A 17713-nucleotide genomic window follows, 5' to 3' on the forward strand; every position below is an offset into this window, starting at 1 on the left:
GACGAAGGGGATCATGCCATGAAGCGGACCAAGCTCAGCCGAAGGACGATGCTCCGGGGCATGCTCGGGGGCGCGGCGGTCGCCATCGGGCTGCCGGCGCTCGAGATTTTTCTCAATGCGAACGGGACGGCCTATGCCCAGGGCGACGCCCTGCCGAAGCGATTCGGAATCTTTTTCTGGGGCAATGGCACCCTGCCCGATTTCTGGGTGCCCAAGGGGACGGGGCCGACCTGGGAGCCGTCTCCCACGCTCGCGCCGCTCGCCGAGGTGAAGGACAAGATCGCGGTCATCACCGGCATGAAGGTGTACACCGGGAACACCGTGCCGCATTTCTCGGGTTCGGCGGGCATTCTCTCGGGCGCCGCGCCGCTCAACAATGGCACGGAGCTCCAGACGTTCACCCAGCCGAGCATCGATCAGGTGATCGCCGAGGCCGTCGGACAGGACACGCGCTTCCGCTCCCTCGAATTCGCGGTCCAGCCCGGCGGACGGAGCCTCTCCTACTCGGCGCCGCATAGCGTGAACCCGCCGGAGAACTCGCCCGCGGCGCTCTTCCAGCGCGTCTTCGTGGACGGGTTCGTCATGCCGGGCAGCACGCCGATGCCGGATCCGCGATTGCCCCTGCGGCAGAGCATCCTCGACGGGATCATGGAGGAGGCCGGCTCGCTGCAGCAGGTCCTCGGACAAACCGACAAGGAGCGCCTGGAAAAACACCTCGATGGCATTCGTGCGCTCGAAAAGCAGATCGAAAAACTCCAGCAGAACCCGCCGAGCCTCGCGGCGTGCATGGTGCCCGGGAAGCCCCTCGACGAGTATCCCGACGTGGACGGCAGGCCGCCGATGTCCGAGATTTCTCGGGCGATGGTGGATATCCTCGTCATGGCGCTCGCCTGCGACCAGACGCGCGTGTTCAGCCAGTGGTTCTCGAGCCCCGTCGGCAATCCGCTGTATCCCGGGGCGACCGCCGGCCATCACCAGCTCACCCACGACGAGCCCGGCGACCAGCCGCAGGTGCAGAGCATCTTGCTCTACATCATGTCGGAATTCGCTTATCTCGTGAAGGCGCTCGCCGCCGTCCCCGAGGGCGACAGCACCCTTCTCGATCATTGCGCGATCCTCGGGACGAGCGATTGCTCGTACGGCAAGTCGCACCTGCTCGAAGAGTACCCGATCCTCGTCGCGGGGACCTGCAACGGGGCGCTCAAGACAGGGCTCCATTATCGGTCCCCGTCGGCCGAGAACGCGAGCAAGGTGCTCCTCTCGCTCGCGCGGGCGATGGGCATGACGCTCGACAGCTTCGGCGAGGGCGACGCGCGCGCGACCACCAGCTTGACGGCGATCGAGGTATGAAGACGAAAGCCATTTCCGGGCTCCTGCCCGCCCTCTCCCTCGGCCTCTTCCTCGTCGGCTGCGGCGAGGAGGATGGGCTCGGCGCCGCGGCTTGCACGACCGGCGAGACGTACGGCGCCATTACCACGAAGCTCGCGTTCTCGCGCCTGGTCTCGCCGACCGTGGCGCCCGGCTTCGATCTCGACGGCCGGACGAGCGACGCGACGGACGCGCTTTCCTGCGGAAAGGTCGATTTCACCGATTCCGACGGGCGGAGCGGTGTGGACAACCAGCTCGCGCCGCTCGTCCCGGAAGTGGAGAAATTCGTCGGCGACGCGATCGACGGGCTCCTGCAAGGGTCCATCAACGACGGGCAGCTCGTCATCTTGATGGAAATGGAGAACGTCGACGATTTCAAGAACGACGCCTGCGTGAACCTCGGCGTGCAGGTCGGCGTGAAGAAGCGGCCGACCCTCGGCACGGACGGTATCATCGAGGCGTATCAAACGTTCGTGCCCGACCCGGCGGCGAGCCGCAGCTACGTCACGAATGCGCGCATCGAGAACGGCGTGCTCGAAACCGGCCCGTTCGCCCTCGCGATCCCGCTCGCCATTTTCGACGTCGCGTTCACGTTGAACGTGCAAAACGCGCGTTTCCGTTTCTCGATCGACGAGGATCTCAGGCTCAAGGGCGTCCTCGGCGGCGGCGTCTTGCCGGAGGAGATCATCGACGGCGTGAAGGACGGCGACGGGCTCGAGGATCTGCTCCCGCAGATCAAGCTCCTGCTCGATGCGAACACGGACCTCGCATACAACGAGAACACCGGCAAATGCGAGCAGCTCTCGGCGACGCTCGATGTCGAGGGTGTGCCGGCGTTCCTCCGCCGCTGACGTACCGCGCGCGCGCGGGCGAACGTGACCTCCGCGCGCGTGCCGCCGCACGGCGCCCGCGTGTTCGTCCACCATCGCCATTGAGCCTCGGCGCCGCTGCCGATATGCTCACGCGATGCGACTTCCCCTGCGAACCCTTGGTAAGATCGCCTTTGTCCTCGTGTTCTCGGCCCTCGCGGGCTGCGGGGGCGACGAAGGCGGCCCGAGCACGACCGGCGGCGAGGTGCCGCGCAAGCCCTTGTTTCTCGTGGCGAACAGCCGCGGCGACGACGTCCTCCGATTCGAGCAGGACACGGGCGCGTTCGTCGATGCTTTCATCCCGAAAGGCACGGGCGGCCTCTTCCACCCGGACGCCATGACGCTCGGCCCCGAGGGCGACCTCTACATCGCGAGCGGCGATACGCCCGAGAATTCCGCGGTCCTGCGGTTCGACTCCTCGACGGGCGCATTTTACGGCGAGTTCGCGAAGGGCGGCGGCCTGCACCGTCCTTATGGGATTGCCTTCGGGCCGGACGGAAGGCTTTACGTGTCGAGCTTCCTCACGGACCAGATCCTTCGTTACGACGGGAAAACCGGCGATTTCGTCGACGTCTTCAAGGAGGGCAATGGCATGCCCGGCGGCCTGAACGGGCCGAATGGGCTGCTCTTCGGGCCCGACGAAAAGCTCTACGTCACGACCCAGGGCTCCGTCGCCGAGAACGGAATGCCCACGTTCCCGGGGCTGCCGAGCCAGGTCTTGCAGATCGACGTCACGAGCGGCGAAATGAAGGTCTTCGCCGATCAGCCCGATCTTTCGCCTGCCGGGCACGGCTACATCAGCCTGCTCGGCCTCGCGTACGGGCCCGACTGCAATGCGGGGCTCTGCGAGCTCTACGTCAGCGACTACGCGAACGACATCCGGCGCTACGATTTCGCGACGGGGATGCTACTCGGCACGATCTCCACGAACTACACGGGCAGCACGCCGAGCACCAATTACCTCGGCGCGCTGAGCTTCGGCGACGGCGGGCGCATTTTCGCCGTGGGCTTCGACGTGAACGAAGCGAAGGGCAACCCGGGGACGGTGCTGCGCTTCGACGTGGATGGGCAGCCTTTGCCCGCGTCGGGGCAGTCGGGCGCGGTGCTCGTGAACGCGGATGCGAGGCTCGCACGGCCGATCGGGATCCTCGCGCTGCCCTGAGAAATGCTAGAAGGGGCGGCGATGTCCGAAGCTGCCCTCGCGCCTGCCTCCTCCGCGCTCGCCGACGCGCTGGCGATCGCCCGATATCACATCGTGCTCGTGGCCATGGCCGCGTGCATCGTCTTCGGATGGCTCATGACGGGCCGCTACCTGCCGCTCGTCGCCCTCGTCGTCGGACTCGACTGGTTCCTCATCAACCTGATGAACCGAATCACCGACATCGACGAGGACCTCAAGAACGGAATCCGCGGCACCGAGCGCGTCGCGCGCCGCAAGCGATTGCTCACCGTGGGCTCCGTCCTCCTCATGGTCGGGTCGTTCGTCACGACGCACCTGGTTTGGCCGGGCCTCACGCCGTTCCGGATCGCGGTTCAGATCATCGGCCTCGCCTACAATTACAACATCGTCCCCACGCCGCGTGGCTTCTCCCGGCTGAAGGAGATCTATTTCTTCAAAAACTTCGGCTCCTCGGTCCTGTTCGTCCTCACGTGTTTCGTGTACCCGCTCGTCACGAGCCCCGGCGCGCGCGTGATGCCCTGGAGTGGAGTCGTTTGCCTTGCGCTGTTCTTCGTTCCGTTCGAGCTGACGTACGAGATCCTCTACGATCTGCGTGACCTCGAAGGGGATCGGCAAGAAGGAATCCCCACGTATCCCGTGGTGCACGGGTCTCACCGCGCGCGGCAGATCATCGATGGTCTGCTCGTCGGGGCGGCTGCCATTCTCGTCACGGGAATCGTATCCGGCTCGATCGGCGTCCGCGAGGGCTTGATGCTGGCAGCACCCGCGACGCAGCTTGCGTTTTATCGGCCCCGCTACCGCCGAGGCCTCACCTCGCATGATTGCATCGTGCTCACGCACCTCGGCACGGCCCAGCTCGTTTTTTATCTCGTCGGTACGGCGCTCTGGGAACGCGCGGGAATGCCTGCGAACGTTTTTCTTTGATCAGCGTGGCGTGAGCTCGCTCGCGGCGAAATAGGGGATCGCAACGATCGCGGTATGGTGCCAGAGCGAGAGCTCCGCGGGCGCGGTCGAGAGGAGCAGTACGAAAAAGAGGCCTGCCGCGACCATGCGCGGCAAGGCGACGGAGAGCGGAATCGCGCCGCCCCGACGGCGCGCGAGGACGACGGACGCGAGCACGAACGCGCCGATCACCGAGAGTCCCCAGATCGACGCCACGCCGAGCGCTTCCCGCTGCGCCCACCGGAAAAACCCCCACCACGTGATCTGGATGAGCGCATGCGCCACGAGCGGAGCCGCGACGATCGTGGCGAGCGCGCGCCGGATGCGCCCGTCCCCGGACGAGAGCCGGCCCGACAAGGCGAGGTCCGCGCCAATCGCAAAATATCCCCAGCCGACAATGCCGATGATCGGCACGCCGAGGTGCCCCGCCTCGGCCCACGACCAGAGCCCCGCGCGCACCGCGATCACCTCCACGAGCGACGCGTCGAACGCGACGATCGCGAACACCACGAGCGGGCGGAGCCGCTCGATCCGCGGCCAAACACAAGCCGCGACCTCCCGGGCCGAGAGGATCACGAGCGGCCAGATGAGCGGCACGAGGATCGGCACCCGATCGAGCCGGACGTGCCACCCCATCGCGTAATGGTAATATTCGTAAAACGCGACGCACGTCTCCTCGCCGATCCAGCCCGCGACGGCGAGCGCCGCATAATCGGTCAAGAGATCCGCGGGCGGCCGCCTCCGCGCCATGGCCGCGAGCGCGAGCAGGACGACGACGACGCAGGCCATCTCGAACACGAGCAAAGGCACGCGCCGACGCTAGCACGCCACCACGAGCGGCGACGTCACGACGTCAGCGTGAAGATCCGGATCCCCTGCTGCCGTCCGCGCACCGGCACGACGCCGAGGTCCTCGAACGTCACCTCGGGCACGCGTTGCACGGTCTCCTCGCTGACGAGCACGTCGACGCCCTTCTCCTTGGTCATCGCTTCGAGCCGCGAGGTCGTGTTCACCGCGTCGCCGATGACCGTGAACTCGAGCCGGCTCCCGCCGCCGAGGCAGCCGGCCACCACGGTCCCCGAGTGCACGCCGATGCCGATCCTGAGGCCCGCCGAGCGGACGCGGTTCTGCTCATCGAGCGCGGCGCGAATGCGGCGCACGGCCTCGATCGCGCGGCGCGCATGGTCGTGGCCGGGCTCGGTCGCGCCGAACACCGCGAGCATGCCGTCGCCCATGAACTTGTCGACGATGCCGCCGCACGCGTGCACGGCCTCGGAGAGCGCGCCCTGGAGCTGGTTCAGCATCTCGAAGACGTCGCTCGGCTCCATGCGCTCCGAGAGCGACGTGAAGCCCCGCAGGTCCGTGACGAGCAACGTCGCCTCCACGGATCGCGGCGCGTCGAGCAGCGAGAGCGGATCCTTCAGCGCCGCGCGCCCGACGGTCGGCAAGAGCCGATCGAGGAGCAATTGCCCGCGCGTGGCCTCCATCGCGCGACGCACCTGATCGGCGAGCCAGACGTTGAGCATTCCGATCGCGACGATCGCCACGCCCGAGTAAAGCAGGTGCACGCGCGAGGCATGATCGCCGAGGAGGCGGACGAGCAGCACGACGGCGAGAAACGTGGTCCACGCGGCCGCGCGGCGATCGAAGCGGATGCCGCCCGTCGCGGCGAAGAGGCCGCAGGCGAGCGCGGTGACCGCGGCCATCGCGGTCGTGACGCCCTGGGCCGCGATACGCGTGTCGAGGATGCCGTCGATGAGGAAGAAGTCGACGACGGGTACGATGAACCAGTATACGCGGCCGTACGGGAGCCGCAGGGTCGCGAGGAGGAGCACGCCCGAGAGCAGCACCCAGAGCGCGCCGCCGCGGATGTTCGTCGCGGGCCTGAGGCCTCGGGCCCAAAGCGCGACGTCGAGCATGAGCACGAGCGAGTAGGCCGACATGCGGACGACCGCGACGCGCATCTCGTTCCGGCGCGCCTCGCGGTTCAACGCCTCCTTCATCGCGGCGGCGAGCTCGCTCCGGTTCGAGGCGTGGGCCACGGTTCCCATGTCGGCCCCACCAATGCAAATCGGATCCCGTGCGTCAAGCGTTATTCGCCCGGATCCCTCGCGTGCTTCGGCCTTGACCGGTGCGAGGCCCGGTGACAGACCCGCGAGGCAAACCATAACGAGAGGAGTCGCCCATGCCCCGCCCCATCTTGAACCTCGACGACCTGCAGTACTTCCCGATGGGCCACGGCGAGCGCTTCGCGTGTCGCGTGAGCCTCGTCGGACAGCAGATCGGCGCGCAGAAGCTCGGGTACAACGTGACGATCATCCCGCCCGGCAAGCGCGCGTTTCCGTTCCACGCCCACCGCGTGAACGAGGAGATGTTTTTCGTGCTCGAAGGCGAGGGCGAGATGCGTCTCGGCACGGAGCGACACCCGATCCGGCGCGGCGACATCATCGCGTGTCCGCCCTCCGGGCCGGAGTCGGCGCACCAGTTCATCAATACGTCCGAGACCAACGAGCTCAAAGTGCTGTCCGTGAGCACGCGGACGACGCCCGAGCTCGTGGAGTACCCCGACGCGGGCAACTTCGGCATCGTCGCCGAGCTCGAGCCGGGCGCGGACGGAAAACCGCGCATGTTCCGGTATGTCGGGCGTGACGGCGAGAGTCGCGATTACTGGGAGGGGAACGAGTAGGCGAGCAGGTCAGGACGAGGCCGAGGGTTCGTCCGGATCGGGGAGGAGGAGGCCCATGCCGATATCGTCGACGAAGTTGCCGTCGTCGCGACGAATGAGCCCGCGGCGGGAGCCTTCCTCCTGGAAGCCGAGAGATCGATAAAGGGCGACGGCGCGCGGGTTGTCCGCGCGGACGTGGAGCTCGACGCGGCGGATGCGGCCTCCGTCCGCGTCGCGGTGGTCGCGCACCCAGCCGAGGAGCGCTTCGAGCAGCGCGCGGCCGAGGCCGATTCCTTGGGCGTCGGGATGCACGCCGATGCCGAGGACGGCGACGTGGCGAACCATGCGGAGCGAGAGGCGAAGGATCGACGCCTCTGCCACGATTCCGCGTCCTTCCTCTTCGGCGACCATACAAAAGGCCGAGCCGTCCGTCGCCGCCATGCCCGCGCGAATTTGCAGATCGCCGTAGGCGATCGGGTCGTCGGGCAGCTCGTCGGGGTATTTGACGATTCCTTGCCGGGCTTTCACGATCGCGCGCTCGAGGTCGAGCAGGCCGGCGGAATCGGCGGGATAGGTGGCCATTCGGAGGAGGGCGCGGCGGCCTCCACGAAGCGGGACGTGCGAGGGCGTGAGAGGCGTGAAGGACATGGGCGTGCGGCCCGAGCAAGCGCCCGCGACCTTCGGATGTCAAGCATCCGTGCACGCAGACGCCCGGGTTTCACGCAAACGTCACGCGGCGTGACGGATGCCCCGGCCCTGGTGACGGTCGGGCACGAGGGCACAACGTTCGAGATTTCCTCGGGTTGGATGCTCGATCCCGGCGCCCGGTGATCCACCGGCTCCCGAGAGGCCCGCGCCCACCGGCGCGGACAGAAGCACGATTCTCCCGCTCGCCTCCAGGCGGAGGAGACCCTGATCCACGGATGAACGCGGGAGCCCGAGGAGTTTGTCCCGGAGCCGGGCGAGCGACACGATCTCGCCCGGCGTGGGCATGAGACGGGCGAGCACGTACAGGATTCGAGCGTCCACTGCGGCCTCCGCGCCCGCGTCGCGGGCTACGCGTACGTGCTCGGCGAGGCGCACGACCGCGTCGAGTTGCTCAGGAGAGAGCCGCCACAATTCCGAAAGAATTTCCTCGAATACAAACACGCCGGAGGACACGAGCGTGGGTGAGCTGCTCATGCGCTCGCGCACGGGCGGGAGAGGCGGCGGGGTGGGGGTGCGACGGAATCGGGCGCGGAGGCGATCGAGGAGATCACGAAGGCGAGACCGCCATCCATTCTGAGGTGCGCACGAAGGATCGACGATGGTCGGCCGCATGTCCTCGGGCCAGGTCGGCCGTTCGTGGATCCCGATCGGGACATCGTCGTCTTCCGATTCCGGCAAAGTCGTGGACATGGAATCCCTCCCGTTTTTTGATCACCGCTCGTAGGCGACCCGTCGAGACATGCTTCTCGGATTGGCCTTGGTTTCGTGCGCGCGAGCAGGGGTCCTCCGTTCCGTCTCTGCCACGGCGGGCCGCCTGCGAGCGGTGATCGTTTGTCGAAATCGTGGATCGTCGTCCCCAGGCGGCCGCGCCACCATGCTCGCCCAGAATGAGAGGCAACGCGGCCGGCTGCGAACGACGATCCTTCGTGTCAGGGGCTGGGTTTGTCCTCGGCTGAAGCCTGTTTCATTGCGGCTTCTTGCGCAACCATTCGAGCGAGATTTTTTTCAGCTATCCTTTTGAGCTCTGCGCACTCGTCCAGATGCGTGCTCTTGGGAAAAAGGCGCGCGTGCTCCTGGAGCACACCGAGGCACGCTTTCGGGTCGTTTTCTTTGAGAAAGCGCCGCGCCCTCGAGAGGAGCGGCACTTCGTGATCCACGGGGCGAGCAGGGACCGGTTCCTGCGATGGCGGTGTAGCCCGCGGCGCCCCGGAGTCGCCCTGCGGCGTATTCTTCACGAGAGCATCGGCGGCCACGGCGAGCGGCGTCGTCGCCGCGTGGAGCGACGGCGCCGCGGCGGTGTGCGCCGAAGCGATACCCGCGCCGAGATGCCCGAGGAGCATGCCCACGAGGGCGGACGGCAATGCCACGGCAAACGCGATCGTGACCTTGAAGGGGAGACCAAGCGCTCCGATCCCCGCTTCGACCGACGAAGGTGCGTCGCGCCTCGGCGCGCCCGCGGCGAGCTTCGCAGCATCGATCGCCCGCGACAAGCGTTCCCAGCCGTCGAGCTGGGCCTTGGCGAGGACCTCGGTCGACTCCCATACGTGCGGCAGGAGCCCGGCCAGAGAGAACGAGGCAAACAGGCTGGCGCGCGAGCTCTTCTCGGGATCCACCCCGAGGAGCGTCTTGACCCACCCTTCGAAGGCCGTCTCGGCGGTGGTGAGGCGGAGCTGCACGGTCGAACGCGCGATGCCGAGGCTCTTCGCGAGCGCGTGGAGCGGCTCTTCGCGAACGTGATACCGCAAGAGGAGCATGCGCTGGTCCACGGGCATCCGCTCGAGCGCTTCGAGGACGACCTCCGTCATCGTTTCATCGGAGGCGTGCTCGTCGACCGCGGCCTCGATCACCTGCGGGGCAAGCCGCTCGAGGCGCCGCGCGGCCTTGCGCCGGTAGTTCCGGACCATCTCGTAGCAGACGCGCGCGAGCCACCCGTGCGGATAGGCGGGGATCTCGTCGAAGTGGTTGTACGCGAAGACGAGGACGTCATGCGCGATGTCCGCCACGTCGGCCTCACGGACGCGTAGGCGACGCAACGTACGCCACACGGTGGGGAAGTTCTCCTGGTAGAACGTCCGGAACTCCTCCCGTGTGGGTGTGGTGTCGACCGCGGCAAGCATGATGGGCTGCGCCTCCGCTTGCTATATGTCGTCAGACCCCCCGGATGTACCGACGCCAGGAGAAAATTTTTGAGATTGTGGCGGGGGAGGGGGTTTGGCGGTGGGGTGGGTCACGTCGAAGGCGTAGACGAGACCAACCTGGAGGGCGGCCGAGGCGTAGGGGTAGGTCCAGGTTTCGCGGCCGTAGATCTGTACCTGGGGTGGTGCGGGTACGAGGAGAACATCGAGTCTGGGCTGGAGAGTCAAAGACTGTCCAAGTGGGAACGACAACCCGCCGCGGAAGCCGACGCCCCAGGTGAGAGTGGGCTTCTCCACCGGAACTTTCGTCACACTGCTATCGTAATCAATGCTGCGATCTAGCCATCCAATTGAGATGAGCGCGCACCTGTCCAATTGGAGCCAGGGCCGGAGGCGCATGTGGTGACAGGGTACGAGCATTCCAGAAAGCTGTGATCCGCGGATCCTGTACGACTCTTCCGATCGCACACCCCGCGAGTCCAATCGCGCTTCTAAACCTATCGATAGCTCGGCTTGTCGCAGTCCAACGCCTCCGGTCAGCGAGGGCGATAGTCCCGGCGTACTGCCAGCCGCAGCACCTCCTGCAACCGAAAATAGGAGGCGCGTGGGGAGGGGTGACATGGGCGAACGTACTACTTGTATGGTCGGTTTCGGGGTAGGCGGTGACGACGAGCTCAGCGGTGGAGGATGAGATTTCGGTGGAGGGAGTGGCGGGAGCGTTGGGGCAGCGATGGGATGCTCAGGCTCCAGCGGCTCAAGCGGATCAATGAGCATCCCTGCGCTGAAAGCCGCGTGATGCAACAGCCCAGCACATTCCCATGCGAGCTTTTCGTGCTCAGGCGCACTCTGTTCTAAGCCAGGGCCTTTCGCGACGATCTGGACTCGAATGGTCTTTTCGGAACGGCGGAAGAGGACCGTGAGGAGATTCGGCGCGTCAGGCCGGAACGGATCGCGTCCAACCTCCCGGGAGACAGCAGCACGGAAGGCGGCCTCACTCGGGCAAACCTCCGTGCCGGGCTCACGTACGTAGTCGAGGCGGTAGTTCTCCTGCGCGGCGGCAGGCGCTGCAAGGAGGCAGATCGTGGCTGCCAGTACCGTCCCCCCGCGGAGAGCCATGGTGCCCGACCCTACCAGCTAGGGGTGGGATCGAGCAAGGCGGCTTTACGTGAGGCAGCAGAACGTGATGGGTTTCTCCATCTCGACCGTCCCCGTGGGCTCACCACCCTGGGGCATGCAGGTGCCAGGCAACTCATCGATGACCTCTGCTCTCTTGCTGCCGAGAGAAATGCCTTCCATCAGATCGTAGCAGGGGGCAGGCATGTCCGAGGAGATATACGGAGACAGTTGCTCATTCGTGCAGCCGTTGTCCGTATACACGTGAATCTGCACGGTGCAAGAGCCTCCCGTGGGTGGAGAGCAAGTGCAAGGGCTGCAGTCGCGTTTGTCGGTGCCCTCCTCGAAGAACACGGAGCGTTTGGTCCAGTCTTGCGGACAATCAACGTTCTCTGCAACGTATATGCAGACGTCGAAGGGGAACGGCGGCTCCGGCGAACAGGGCGCGTGCTTGCACTGGGTTTTCCCATCGTTCGCACATGCGAGCGCTGCGACAGAGTCCATCGTCGGCCACTCGTTGATGCTCCCGCCGTAGATGATGGGGGCGTCCGTCGGTTCCTCTACTTCGGCCACGGCTGTGCAATCACCTTCCACGAAGACGGGCGGAGCCACGGAAAGGGAACGGACACAGGGCACACCACCGCAGAGCTTGCCCTCGGAGATGGCGCTGGCTGTCGTGCACGTACCATCCCAGTTCGCCGGGGCATCGAAGGATGCACTCGCTGGCGCAGGAGGCGTTTGGCACGCGGATGCGTGTGTATTCCAGGACGCTGGAAGCTCGCAGCTCCCCAGCGGTTCGCCGCACGTACAGGTGGGGCAGTCACGAGGCCCGAGTTGCGGCTCGGCCAAGGCCCAGACAACCTCTTCCGTACCTTTCGGACAAGCGGGCAAACCGATCGCCGGGCCGGTGGCTACGAGGACGGGACCTTCCCAACCTGCGGGCTTTTCCGGGACGCACACACCAGGACAGCCGAGCGTACCAGCGTCCGCGGGGCAGGTTTCAGGATCCGGAGGAAAACCTCGAGCTATACACTCGGCAAACTCTTCCGGTGTGCCTACGCCGCAGACACACACTGGTTTGAAATTGGCATCTTCACTCCAGCCTACATCACCGCAAGCCAGCGCGACGAAAGGCAGGATGACAGGCAGGGTGAGATATGGCCACAAACGCATGACGAACCCCCAGAATTAAATGGAAACGAGGTACAATAGGGGTTCCGGTGCACACGGCCCCAAGCATCCGACGGTATCGGCGTCGGTAGCCCCATCTGTGTCAGCGTCGATGTCGTCAGGGCAGGTCTCTGGATCGGGAGGCCAGCCTTCAGCGAGGCAGTCGGCGAATTTTTCCGGCGTGCCTACGCCGCATATACACACAGCTTCATAGTTGGCGTCCTCGCTCCACCCGATATCAGCACATGCCAGCGCGACGAATGGGAGAGCGATAGCCAGAAGCAGGAACGACCAAAGACGCATCACCGGATCCCGCGGTTGGAACAATCACCGTTCAAGGCAAATAAATACTTGCACCTTCCATTGGTGCGTCCCGGGATAGGTACCACGAGGTTTGTCGATGGGGAAAGAGACAAACACCGACCTCGTGCAAGTTTCTGAGCACGATCCCGACGGAGCCGACATGGTTTTTCCGCGACCGGACCCACACCTGGACACATGAACCGTCCGCGGACCAACCTTTCTCAGGTCACCCCCAAAAATCGACACGATCGTGTCGTTTCTGGTGGACGATCCGCCTTATCAATACACTTCCTCCACGGGAGGTTTTACATCCCCAACCCGTTCGTCCAGGGACCCCTCGCCGAACCTCCCCCCCCGGAAAAATCACCGACCCGTACGATCTTTTCGGACAAAACGCCCTCTCAACACATGTAACGGGACAGGAGGAAACCTACCCACCAGGGTAGGTGAATGTGTGATGAGCGTCTGGATTGAAGCTTCCGGTGAGCCGCTTTGCCTGCATTGGACCATCCTGCCCGGGCTCGAGCTCGTCGTGTCGCGCCTCTTCGGCACGATCACCGTCGGCTACATGCTCGGGACCGGCAGGGACCAAGTCCTGCTCCGCGCACGCCAGTACGACATGGAACGCAGCCGCGAGCTCTTTCACCTCGCATTCACCTGGGGCGAAGCGTGAAAAAGCCCTCCGAGCCGCAGGCCGCCTCCTTATAGAGAGGGCGCGGCCGCGTCGAGGTCGAGGACGACCGGCTCGTGACCCGTCGCCCGGAGAAACCGGACGAGGTCCGCTCCCCGGATCGCCGTCGTGTGGTCGTTCGTCAGCGGATGGCAGTGCACCGGATCCCGCGCGAGGACCTTCGCGTCGAGGACGACCTGCACGACGCCCTCCTTGTCCATCAACGCAGCGAGCGGCGTGACCGACCCAGGCTCGACGCCGAGGTGCTGCCGCAGGCGCTCGTGCGAGCAAAACGAGACGTGGCCCGCGCCGATGCGGCGGCCGAGGTCCTTGAGGTCCACCGCGCGATCCTCGTCGAGCACGACGAGCCACATCGCCCCCTTCTTGTTGCGCAAGAAGAGGTTTTTCACGTGGGTGCCGTCGTGCCGCACGCGATGCGCCTTCGCCTCCTCCACGGTGAAGACGGGCGGATGCGTGACGGTCTCGGTCTCGATGCCGAGGGCCACGAGCCGCTCGAAGAGCGCATCCCGGGGGGAGGTCGTCATGCGCGACTCGTTACCGCGCGCGGCGCCGTCGATCAACGTTTCGCGCCGGCATCTCCCCGGCAGCACGTGTGTGCGCTACAGATGCGGCTTCGATCAAGGAGCGACGCGATGGCGAAGGATCTCGAAGGCAAAGTCTTTCTGGTGACGGGAGCGACCGAAGGCATCGGCAAGGCCGCCGCCCGAGACTTCGCGCAGCGAGGCGCGACGCTCGTGCTCGTCGGTCGGAGCCGCGAGAAGAGCGAGCGCGTGGTGAAGGAGCTGAAGGAGGCGAGCGGCAGCGACAAGATCGAGCTCCTGCTCGGCGACCTCTCGAAGATCGCCGAGACCCGCGCCGTGGCCGACGCCTTCCGCGCGAAGTACGACCGGCTCGACGTGCTCGTGAACAACGCCGGCGCCATCTTCACCGACTACAAGCTCAGCGCCGACGGCATCGAGATGACGTTCGCGCTGAACCACATGGCCTACTTCGTCCTGACGACGAGCTTGCTCGATCTGATCAAGAAGACGCCGAAGGCCCGCGTGGTCAGCACGTCGAGCGACGCCCACAAGATGAGTAAGATGGATCTCGCGACGGTCGCCAAGCGGGGCGGCAAGGCCGGTTTTGGCGCCTACGGCGACTCGAAGCTCGCCAACATCCTCTTCACGCGCGAGCTCGCCCGGCGCCTCGCGGGGTCGAGCGCGACGGCGAACTGCATGCACCCCGGCTACGTACGCACGGGGTTCGCGCTGAACACCGGCCCGATCGCGGCGGTCTTCGTCAAGGCGGCCGCCGCGCTCTTCGCGCGTACGCCGGAGAAGGGCGCAGAGACGATCATCTGGCTCGCGACGAGCGACGAAGCCGCGTCGTACAACGGGGAGTACTTCTACGATCGCGCGCTCACGCGTACGACGAGCCACGCGCGGAACGACGAGCTGGCGAAGGGCCTGTGGGAGCTCTCGGAGAAGCTCTCGGCCTGAACGCGGGGTACGATCCCGCATGACGTTCTCTCCCGACACGTACGCGCGCGCGCTCGACTTCGCAGCCGAGGCCCACGGCGCGCAACGCGTGCCCGGCAAATCGCATCCGTACATCACCCACGTCGCGACCGTCGCCGCGGAGATCCTCGCGGTCGCGACGAAGGACTCGTTCGACGTGGAGCTCGCCGTCACGTGCGCGCTACTGCACGACACGCTGGAAGATACGAGCGCGTCCGAGGACGAGATCACGCGGCTCTTCGGCGTCGCCGTGGCGCGCGGGGTGCGCGCGCTGAGCAAGGACGCGCGCCTGCCGAAGGAAGACCGGATGGCCGACTCGCTCGCTCGCATCCAGCGCGAGCCGCGCGAGGTGTGGATGGTGAAGCTCGCCGACCGCATCACGAACCTCGCCGAGCCGCCCCCGTACTGGTCGCGCGAAAAGCGGATCGCGTATCGCGAGGAAGCACGGCGGATCCTCTCGGCGCTGGGCCCGGCGAGCGCGCCGCTCGCTTCGAGGCTGGAAGCGAAGATCGAGGCGTACGGCGACTACATCGCAGGCGCGCCCTGATCTTCGCAGCGCACCTCACCGCTCGCCGAGCCAGATCGCCGCGAACTCCATCACCCGCGCGTTGTCGGGCACCTGCTCGAGGAAGCTCTGCCGCCAGCGCGGATCGCTGATCCGATCCGCCCGCTTGAGCAGCCTTCGCCGCGCCTCCGTGATGCGGCAGAGCGCCTCCTCCTCGGCGCCGTTCACCCGGAGCGCGAGCGCGTACGTCCACTGGATCAGGCTCTCGCCCTCCTCGATCCCTTCGAGGCGGCTCAAGGTCTGCATCGCCTCCGACGCCTTCATGTACGCCTCCCGCACGTTGTTCCGCGCGATCGCGATCCCCGCGATGAGCGCGAGCGCGCAGGCCCGGGCCGCGGGCACGCCCTCGGAGACCTCCATCGCCTGCCGCGCCATCGTGAGCGCCTCGTCCGTGCGCCCCGCGAGCCGCAGGATGATCGAGAGGTACACCCGCACGAATCCCTCGCCGCGCCGGTTGCCCTGACGCACGAGGAGCTCGAGCGCCGCTGTCTCCACGGTGATCGCCTCCGTCAGGTTCTCCATGTGCGCGAGCGCGTAGCCGAGGTTCGCGAGGAGCGAGGAGACGAAGTCGAGCTGCATCGGCTCGGCGATCGCCTGCGCCTCGCGGAACGCCGCGACCGCGAGGGCATACGCGCCGAGCTGCAGGTACGCGTTGCCGATGTTGCAGCGCTGCAGGCAAGCGTTCCGCATGTCGCCCGCCGACGTGAAATTCTCCACGGCCGACTCGACCCGCCGCACGTAACCGATGAGATCCCCCTCGTGCAGCGCGATCTCGACGCGTGCCACGTCGAGCCACGCGAGCACGAACGGGCTCACCACGCTGTGCCGCTGCGCGAGCCGCTGCGCGCCCGCGAAGACCTCGTGCGCTCGATCCGGCAGGCCCGCGCGTACGAGCGCGATGACCAGGCGCGCCGCCGTCACGATGTGCGCTTCCGTGGTCACACCCTCGCGCGCGAGCGCTGCGAGCTCGTCGACGAACGCCTCGATCCGCGCGACGTCGCCCATGCTGCCCGACGCGATGACGAGGTGCCCGAGCGCGGCGTGATAGGCCGTGCTCCCCCTCGGCAAGCGCGTGATCGCCTCCTCCGCCGCGCGTCGCGCTTCGGCCATGTGCCCGAGCCAGCGATGCGCGATCGCCTGCACGAGCCGCATGCGCGCGATCGTCTCCGGCGTGCCCGACGCCTCGATCGCGCGCGCTGCGTGCGTCTCCGCGTCGCGCAGCGCGTTCACGCTGAGGGCGTCGAACGCGGCCGTCTCGTCGGTGGTCAGGGGTGAACCGGGGAACAGCGCGACCGCGTCGCGCCACTCGATCTCCGAGCGTGGGACCGTGGCGATCCTCGTGGTCGCGAGGCTCGCGATCGCCTCGTCGAGCTCGCTCACCGTGTCCTCGTCGAGCACGAGATCCGCCGGATCGAGCTCGAGCACCTCCGCGCCGCCAGCCTCGTGCGTCTCCGCCTCGCCCTGCGGCTCGGGCGCGACCTCGCCTTCGTCCTTCGGGCCTCGCGTCGGCGCGAGGACCACGCGGTGCGAGATGTTCTCGTATGCGAAGACGAGTTTGTCGCGAAATGCCTGCATCGACGGATAACGCCCCTCGCGCTGCTGCACGAGCGCGCCCTGGACGACGTCGAGGAAGGCCGAGGGGATGTCGTGGACGAGCATCGACAGGAGCGGCGGCGCCTCCGTGACGATCTTGATCAACACGGCCTGATGCGTGGGGCCGTCGAAGGGGCGCCGGCCCGCGAGCAGCTCGAAGAGGACCGCGCCGACGGACCAGATATCGGCGCGCGCGTCGATCCCGGGATCACCTTTCGCCTGCTCGGGCGCCATGTACTCGGGCGTGCCCATGACCACGCCGCTCAGCGTGAGCTTGCGGTTCGGGTCGAGCGTGTTGACGCGGGCGAGGCCGAAATCGATGAGCTTCGGGACGATCTCGCCGGACGCGGAGTCCGTGAGGACGATGTTCTCCGGCTTGATGTCGCGGTGCACGATGCCCCGGCGGTGCGCGGCGACGAGCGCGCCCATGATCGGGACCATGATCGTCATCGCCTCGTGCTCGGTGAGCCTTCCGCGCGGCGTCAGGTATTCGCGCAGGCTCTCGCCTTCGAGCAGCTCCTGCACCATGTAGAACGTGCCGTCGCGGCGCTGCCCGACCTCGTGCACGGTGACGACGTTCGGGTGCTGGATCGCGGCGGTCGTCTGCGCTTCGCGGCGGAAGCGGGCGATCATGCTGGGGTCGCGGTCGTAGTTCGGGTGCATCAGCTTGATGGCGACCCGCCGCTCCACGAACATGTCCCAGGCCTCGAAGACGGTGCCCATCGAGCCCGCGGCGATGAGGCGCTGCAGCGTGAACTTGCCGGCGATCTGCATCCCCGGCTTGAACGTCGCTTTTTCGAGCTCCGCCGCGCGCGCCACACCGTCGTCGGCACCCTCCAGGGACGGAGGGCCCGCGCGCGGGTCGTCTTTGCGGCGTTGCCAGAAGCGAAGCATGGGCGCGCTCCTCCTCAG

Annotated in this window: 16 protein-coding genes; 8 read left to right on the top strand and 8 right to left on the bottom strand. The window is 66.6% G+C overall.

All coding sequences use genetic code 11. From position 1 onward, the window contains the following. The first annotated feature begins 18 nt into the window (after nt 1–18). The 4 genes from QHF83_RS00660 (at nt 19) to QHF83_RS00675 (ending at nt 4341) form a co-directional block, all read left to right on the top strand. Nucleotides 19–1350, top strand: coding sequence for a DUF1552 domain-containing protein (locus tag QHF83_RS00660; RefSeq protein ID WP_282415762.1), 1332 nt, complete (start codon nt 19–21; stop codon nt 1348–1350). Continuing rightward, the gene (locus QHF83_RS00665) at nt 1347–2219 is read left to right on the top strand and encodes a hypothetical protein (protein WP_282415763.1); all 873 of its coding nucleotides are present in this window, start codon (nt 1347–1349) and stop codon (nt 2217–2219) included. The genes QHF83_RS00660 and QHF83_RS00665 overlap by 4 nt, the downstream gene beginning before the upstream one ends. A 115-nt stretch (nt 2220–2334) precedes the next feature. Further along, the gene (locus tag QHF83_RS00670; RefSeq protein ID WP_282415764.1) at nt 2335–3399 is read left to right on the top strand and encodes a hypothetical protein; all 1065 of its coding nucleotides are present in this window, start codon (nt 2335–2337) and stop codon (nt 3397–3399) included. A gap of 21 nt (nt 3400–3420) precedes the next feature. Then, nucleotides 3421–4341 (top strand): UbiA family prenyltransferase, encoded by a 921-nt coding sequence (locus QHF83_RS00675; protein ID WP_282415765.1) that lies wholly within the window; start codon nt 3421–3423, stop codon nt 4339–4341. Here QHF83_RS00675 and QHF83_RS00680 read toward each other — a convergent pair whose 3' ends face one another. After that, nucleotides 4342–5169, bottom strand: a complete 828-nt coding sequence (locus QHF83_RS00680; RefSeq protein ID WP_282415766.1) for a carotenoid biosynthesis protein — start codon at nt 5167–5169, stop codon at nt 4342–4344. A gap of 35 nt (nt 5170–5204) precedes the next feature. Further along, nucleotides 5205–6410: an adenylate/guanylate cyclase domain-containing protein gene (locus tag QHF83_RS00685; protein ID WP_282415767.1), complete on the bottom strand. Its 1206-nt coding sequence runs from the start codon at nt 6408–6410 to the stop codon at nt 5205–5207. A gap of 134 nt (nt 6411–6544) precedes the next feature. Here QHF83_RS00685 and QHF83_RS00690 point away from each other — a divergent pair, with 134 nt between their 5' ends. Further along, nucleotides 6545–7045 (top strand): cupin domain-containing protein, encoded by a 501-nt coding sequence (locus QHF83_RS00690; RefSeq protein ID WP_282415768.1) that lies wholly within the window; start codon nt 6545–6547, stop codon nt 7043–7045. A 9-nt stretch (nt 7046–7054) separates the two neighbouring features. On the opposite strand, the gene QHF83_RS00695 is transcribed toward QHF83_RS00690, so the two are convergent. From QHF83_RS00695 to QHF83_RS00710, 4 genes are all read right to left on the bottom strand, one after another. Further along, nucleotides 7055–7606: a GNAT family N-acetyltransferase gene (locus QHF83_RS00695; RefSeq protein ID WP_282415769.1), complete on the bottom strand. Its 552-nt coding sequence runs from the start codon at nt 7604–7606 to the stop codon at nt 7055–7057. Between the two features lie 147 nt (nt 7607–7753). Further along, the gene (locus QHF83_RS00700; RefSeq protein WP_282415770.1) at nt 7754–8422 is read right to left on the bottom strand and encodes a hypothetical protein; all 669 of its coding nucleotides are present in this window, start codon (nt 8420–8422) and stop codon (nt 7754–7756) included. A 239-nt stretch (nt 8423–8661) separates the two neighbouring features. Continuing rightward, the gene (locus QHF83_RS00705; RefSeq protein ID WP_282415771.1) at nt 8662–9849 is read right to left on the bottom strand and encodes a sigma-70 family RNA polymerase sigma factor; all 1188 of its coding nucleotides are present in this window, start codon (nt 9847–9849) and stop codon (nt 8662–8664) included. A 1179-nt stretch (nt 9850–11028) separates the two neighbouring features. Further along, nucleotides 11029–11187, bottom strand: coding sequence for a hypothetical protein (locus QHF83_RS00710; RefSeq protein WP_282415772.1), 159 nt, complete (start codon nt 11185–11187; stop codon nt 11029–11031). 1723 nt (nt 11188–12910) lie between these two features. Between QHF83_RS00710 and QHF83_RS00715 the strand changes: the two genes are divergently transcribed. Continuing rightward, a complete protein-coding gene (locus QHF83_RS00715; RefSeq protein ID WP_282415773.1) occupies nt 12911–13126 on the top strand; it encodes a hypothetical protein in 216 nt (71 codons plus the stop codon). A gap of 29 nt (nt 13127–13155) precedes the next feature. On the opposite strand, the gene QHF83_RS00720 is transcribed toward QHF83_RS00715, so the two are convergent. Next, nucleotides 13156–13668, bottom strand: coding sequence for a prolyl-tRNA synthetase associated domain-containing protein (locus tag QHF83_RS00720; protein ID WP_282415774.1), 513 nt, complete (start codon nt 13666–13668; stop codon nt 13156–13158). A 108-nt stretch (nt 13669–13776) separates the two neighbouring features. Between QHF83_RS00720 and QHF83_RS00725 the strand changes: the two genes are divergently transcribed. Continuing rightward, nucleotides 13777–14625, top strand: a complete 849-nt coding sequence (locus QHF83_RS00725) for an SDR family oxidoreductase (RefSeq protein ID WP_282415775.1) — start codon at nt 13777–13779, stop codon at nt 14623–14625. Between the two features lie 19 nt (nt 14626–14644). Then, nucleotides 14645–15190: an HD domain-containing protein gene (locus QHF83_RS00730; protein WP_282415776.1), complete on the top strand. Its 546-nt coding sequence runs from the start codon at nt 14645–14647 to the stop codon at nt 15188–15190. Between the two features lie 15 nt (nt 15191–15205). On the opposite strand, the gene QHF83_RS00735 is transcribed toward QHF83_RS00730, so the two are convergent. Beyond that, nucleotides 15206–17695, bottom strand: coding sequence for a serine/threonine-protein kinase (locus tag QHF83_RS00735; RefSeq protein WP_282415777.1), 2490 nt, complete (start codon nt 17693–17695; stop codon nt 15206–15208). Nucleotides 17696–17713: the final 18 nt, after the last annotated feature.

The sequence above is a fragment of the Polyangium sp. 15x6 genome (assembly GCF_029960785.1).
In the GTDB taxonomy this organism is placed as follows: Bacteria; Myxococcota_A; Polyangia; order Polyangiales; family Polyangiaceae; genus Polyangium.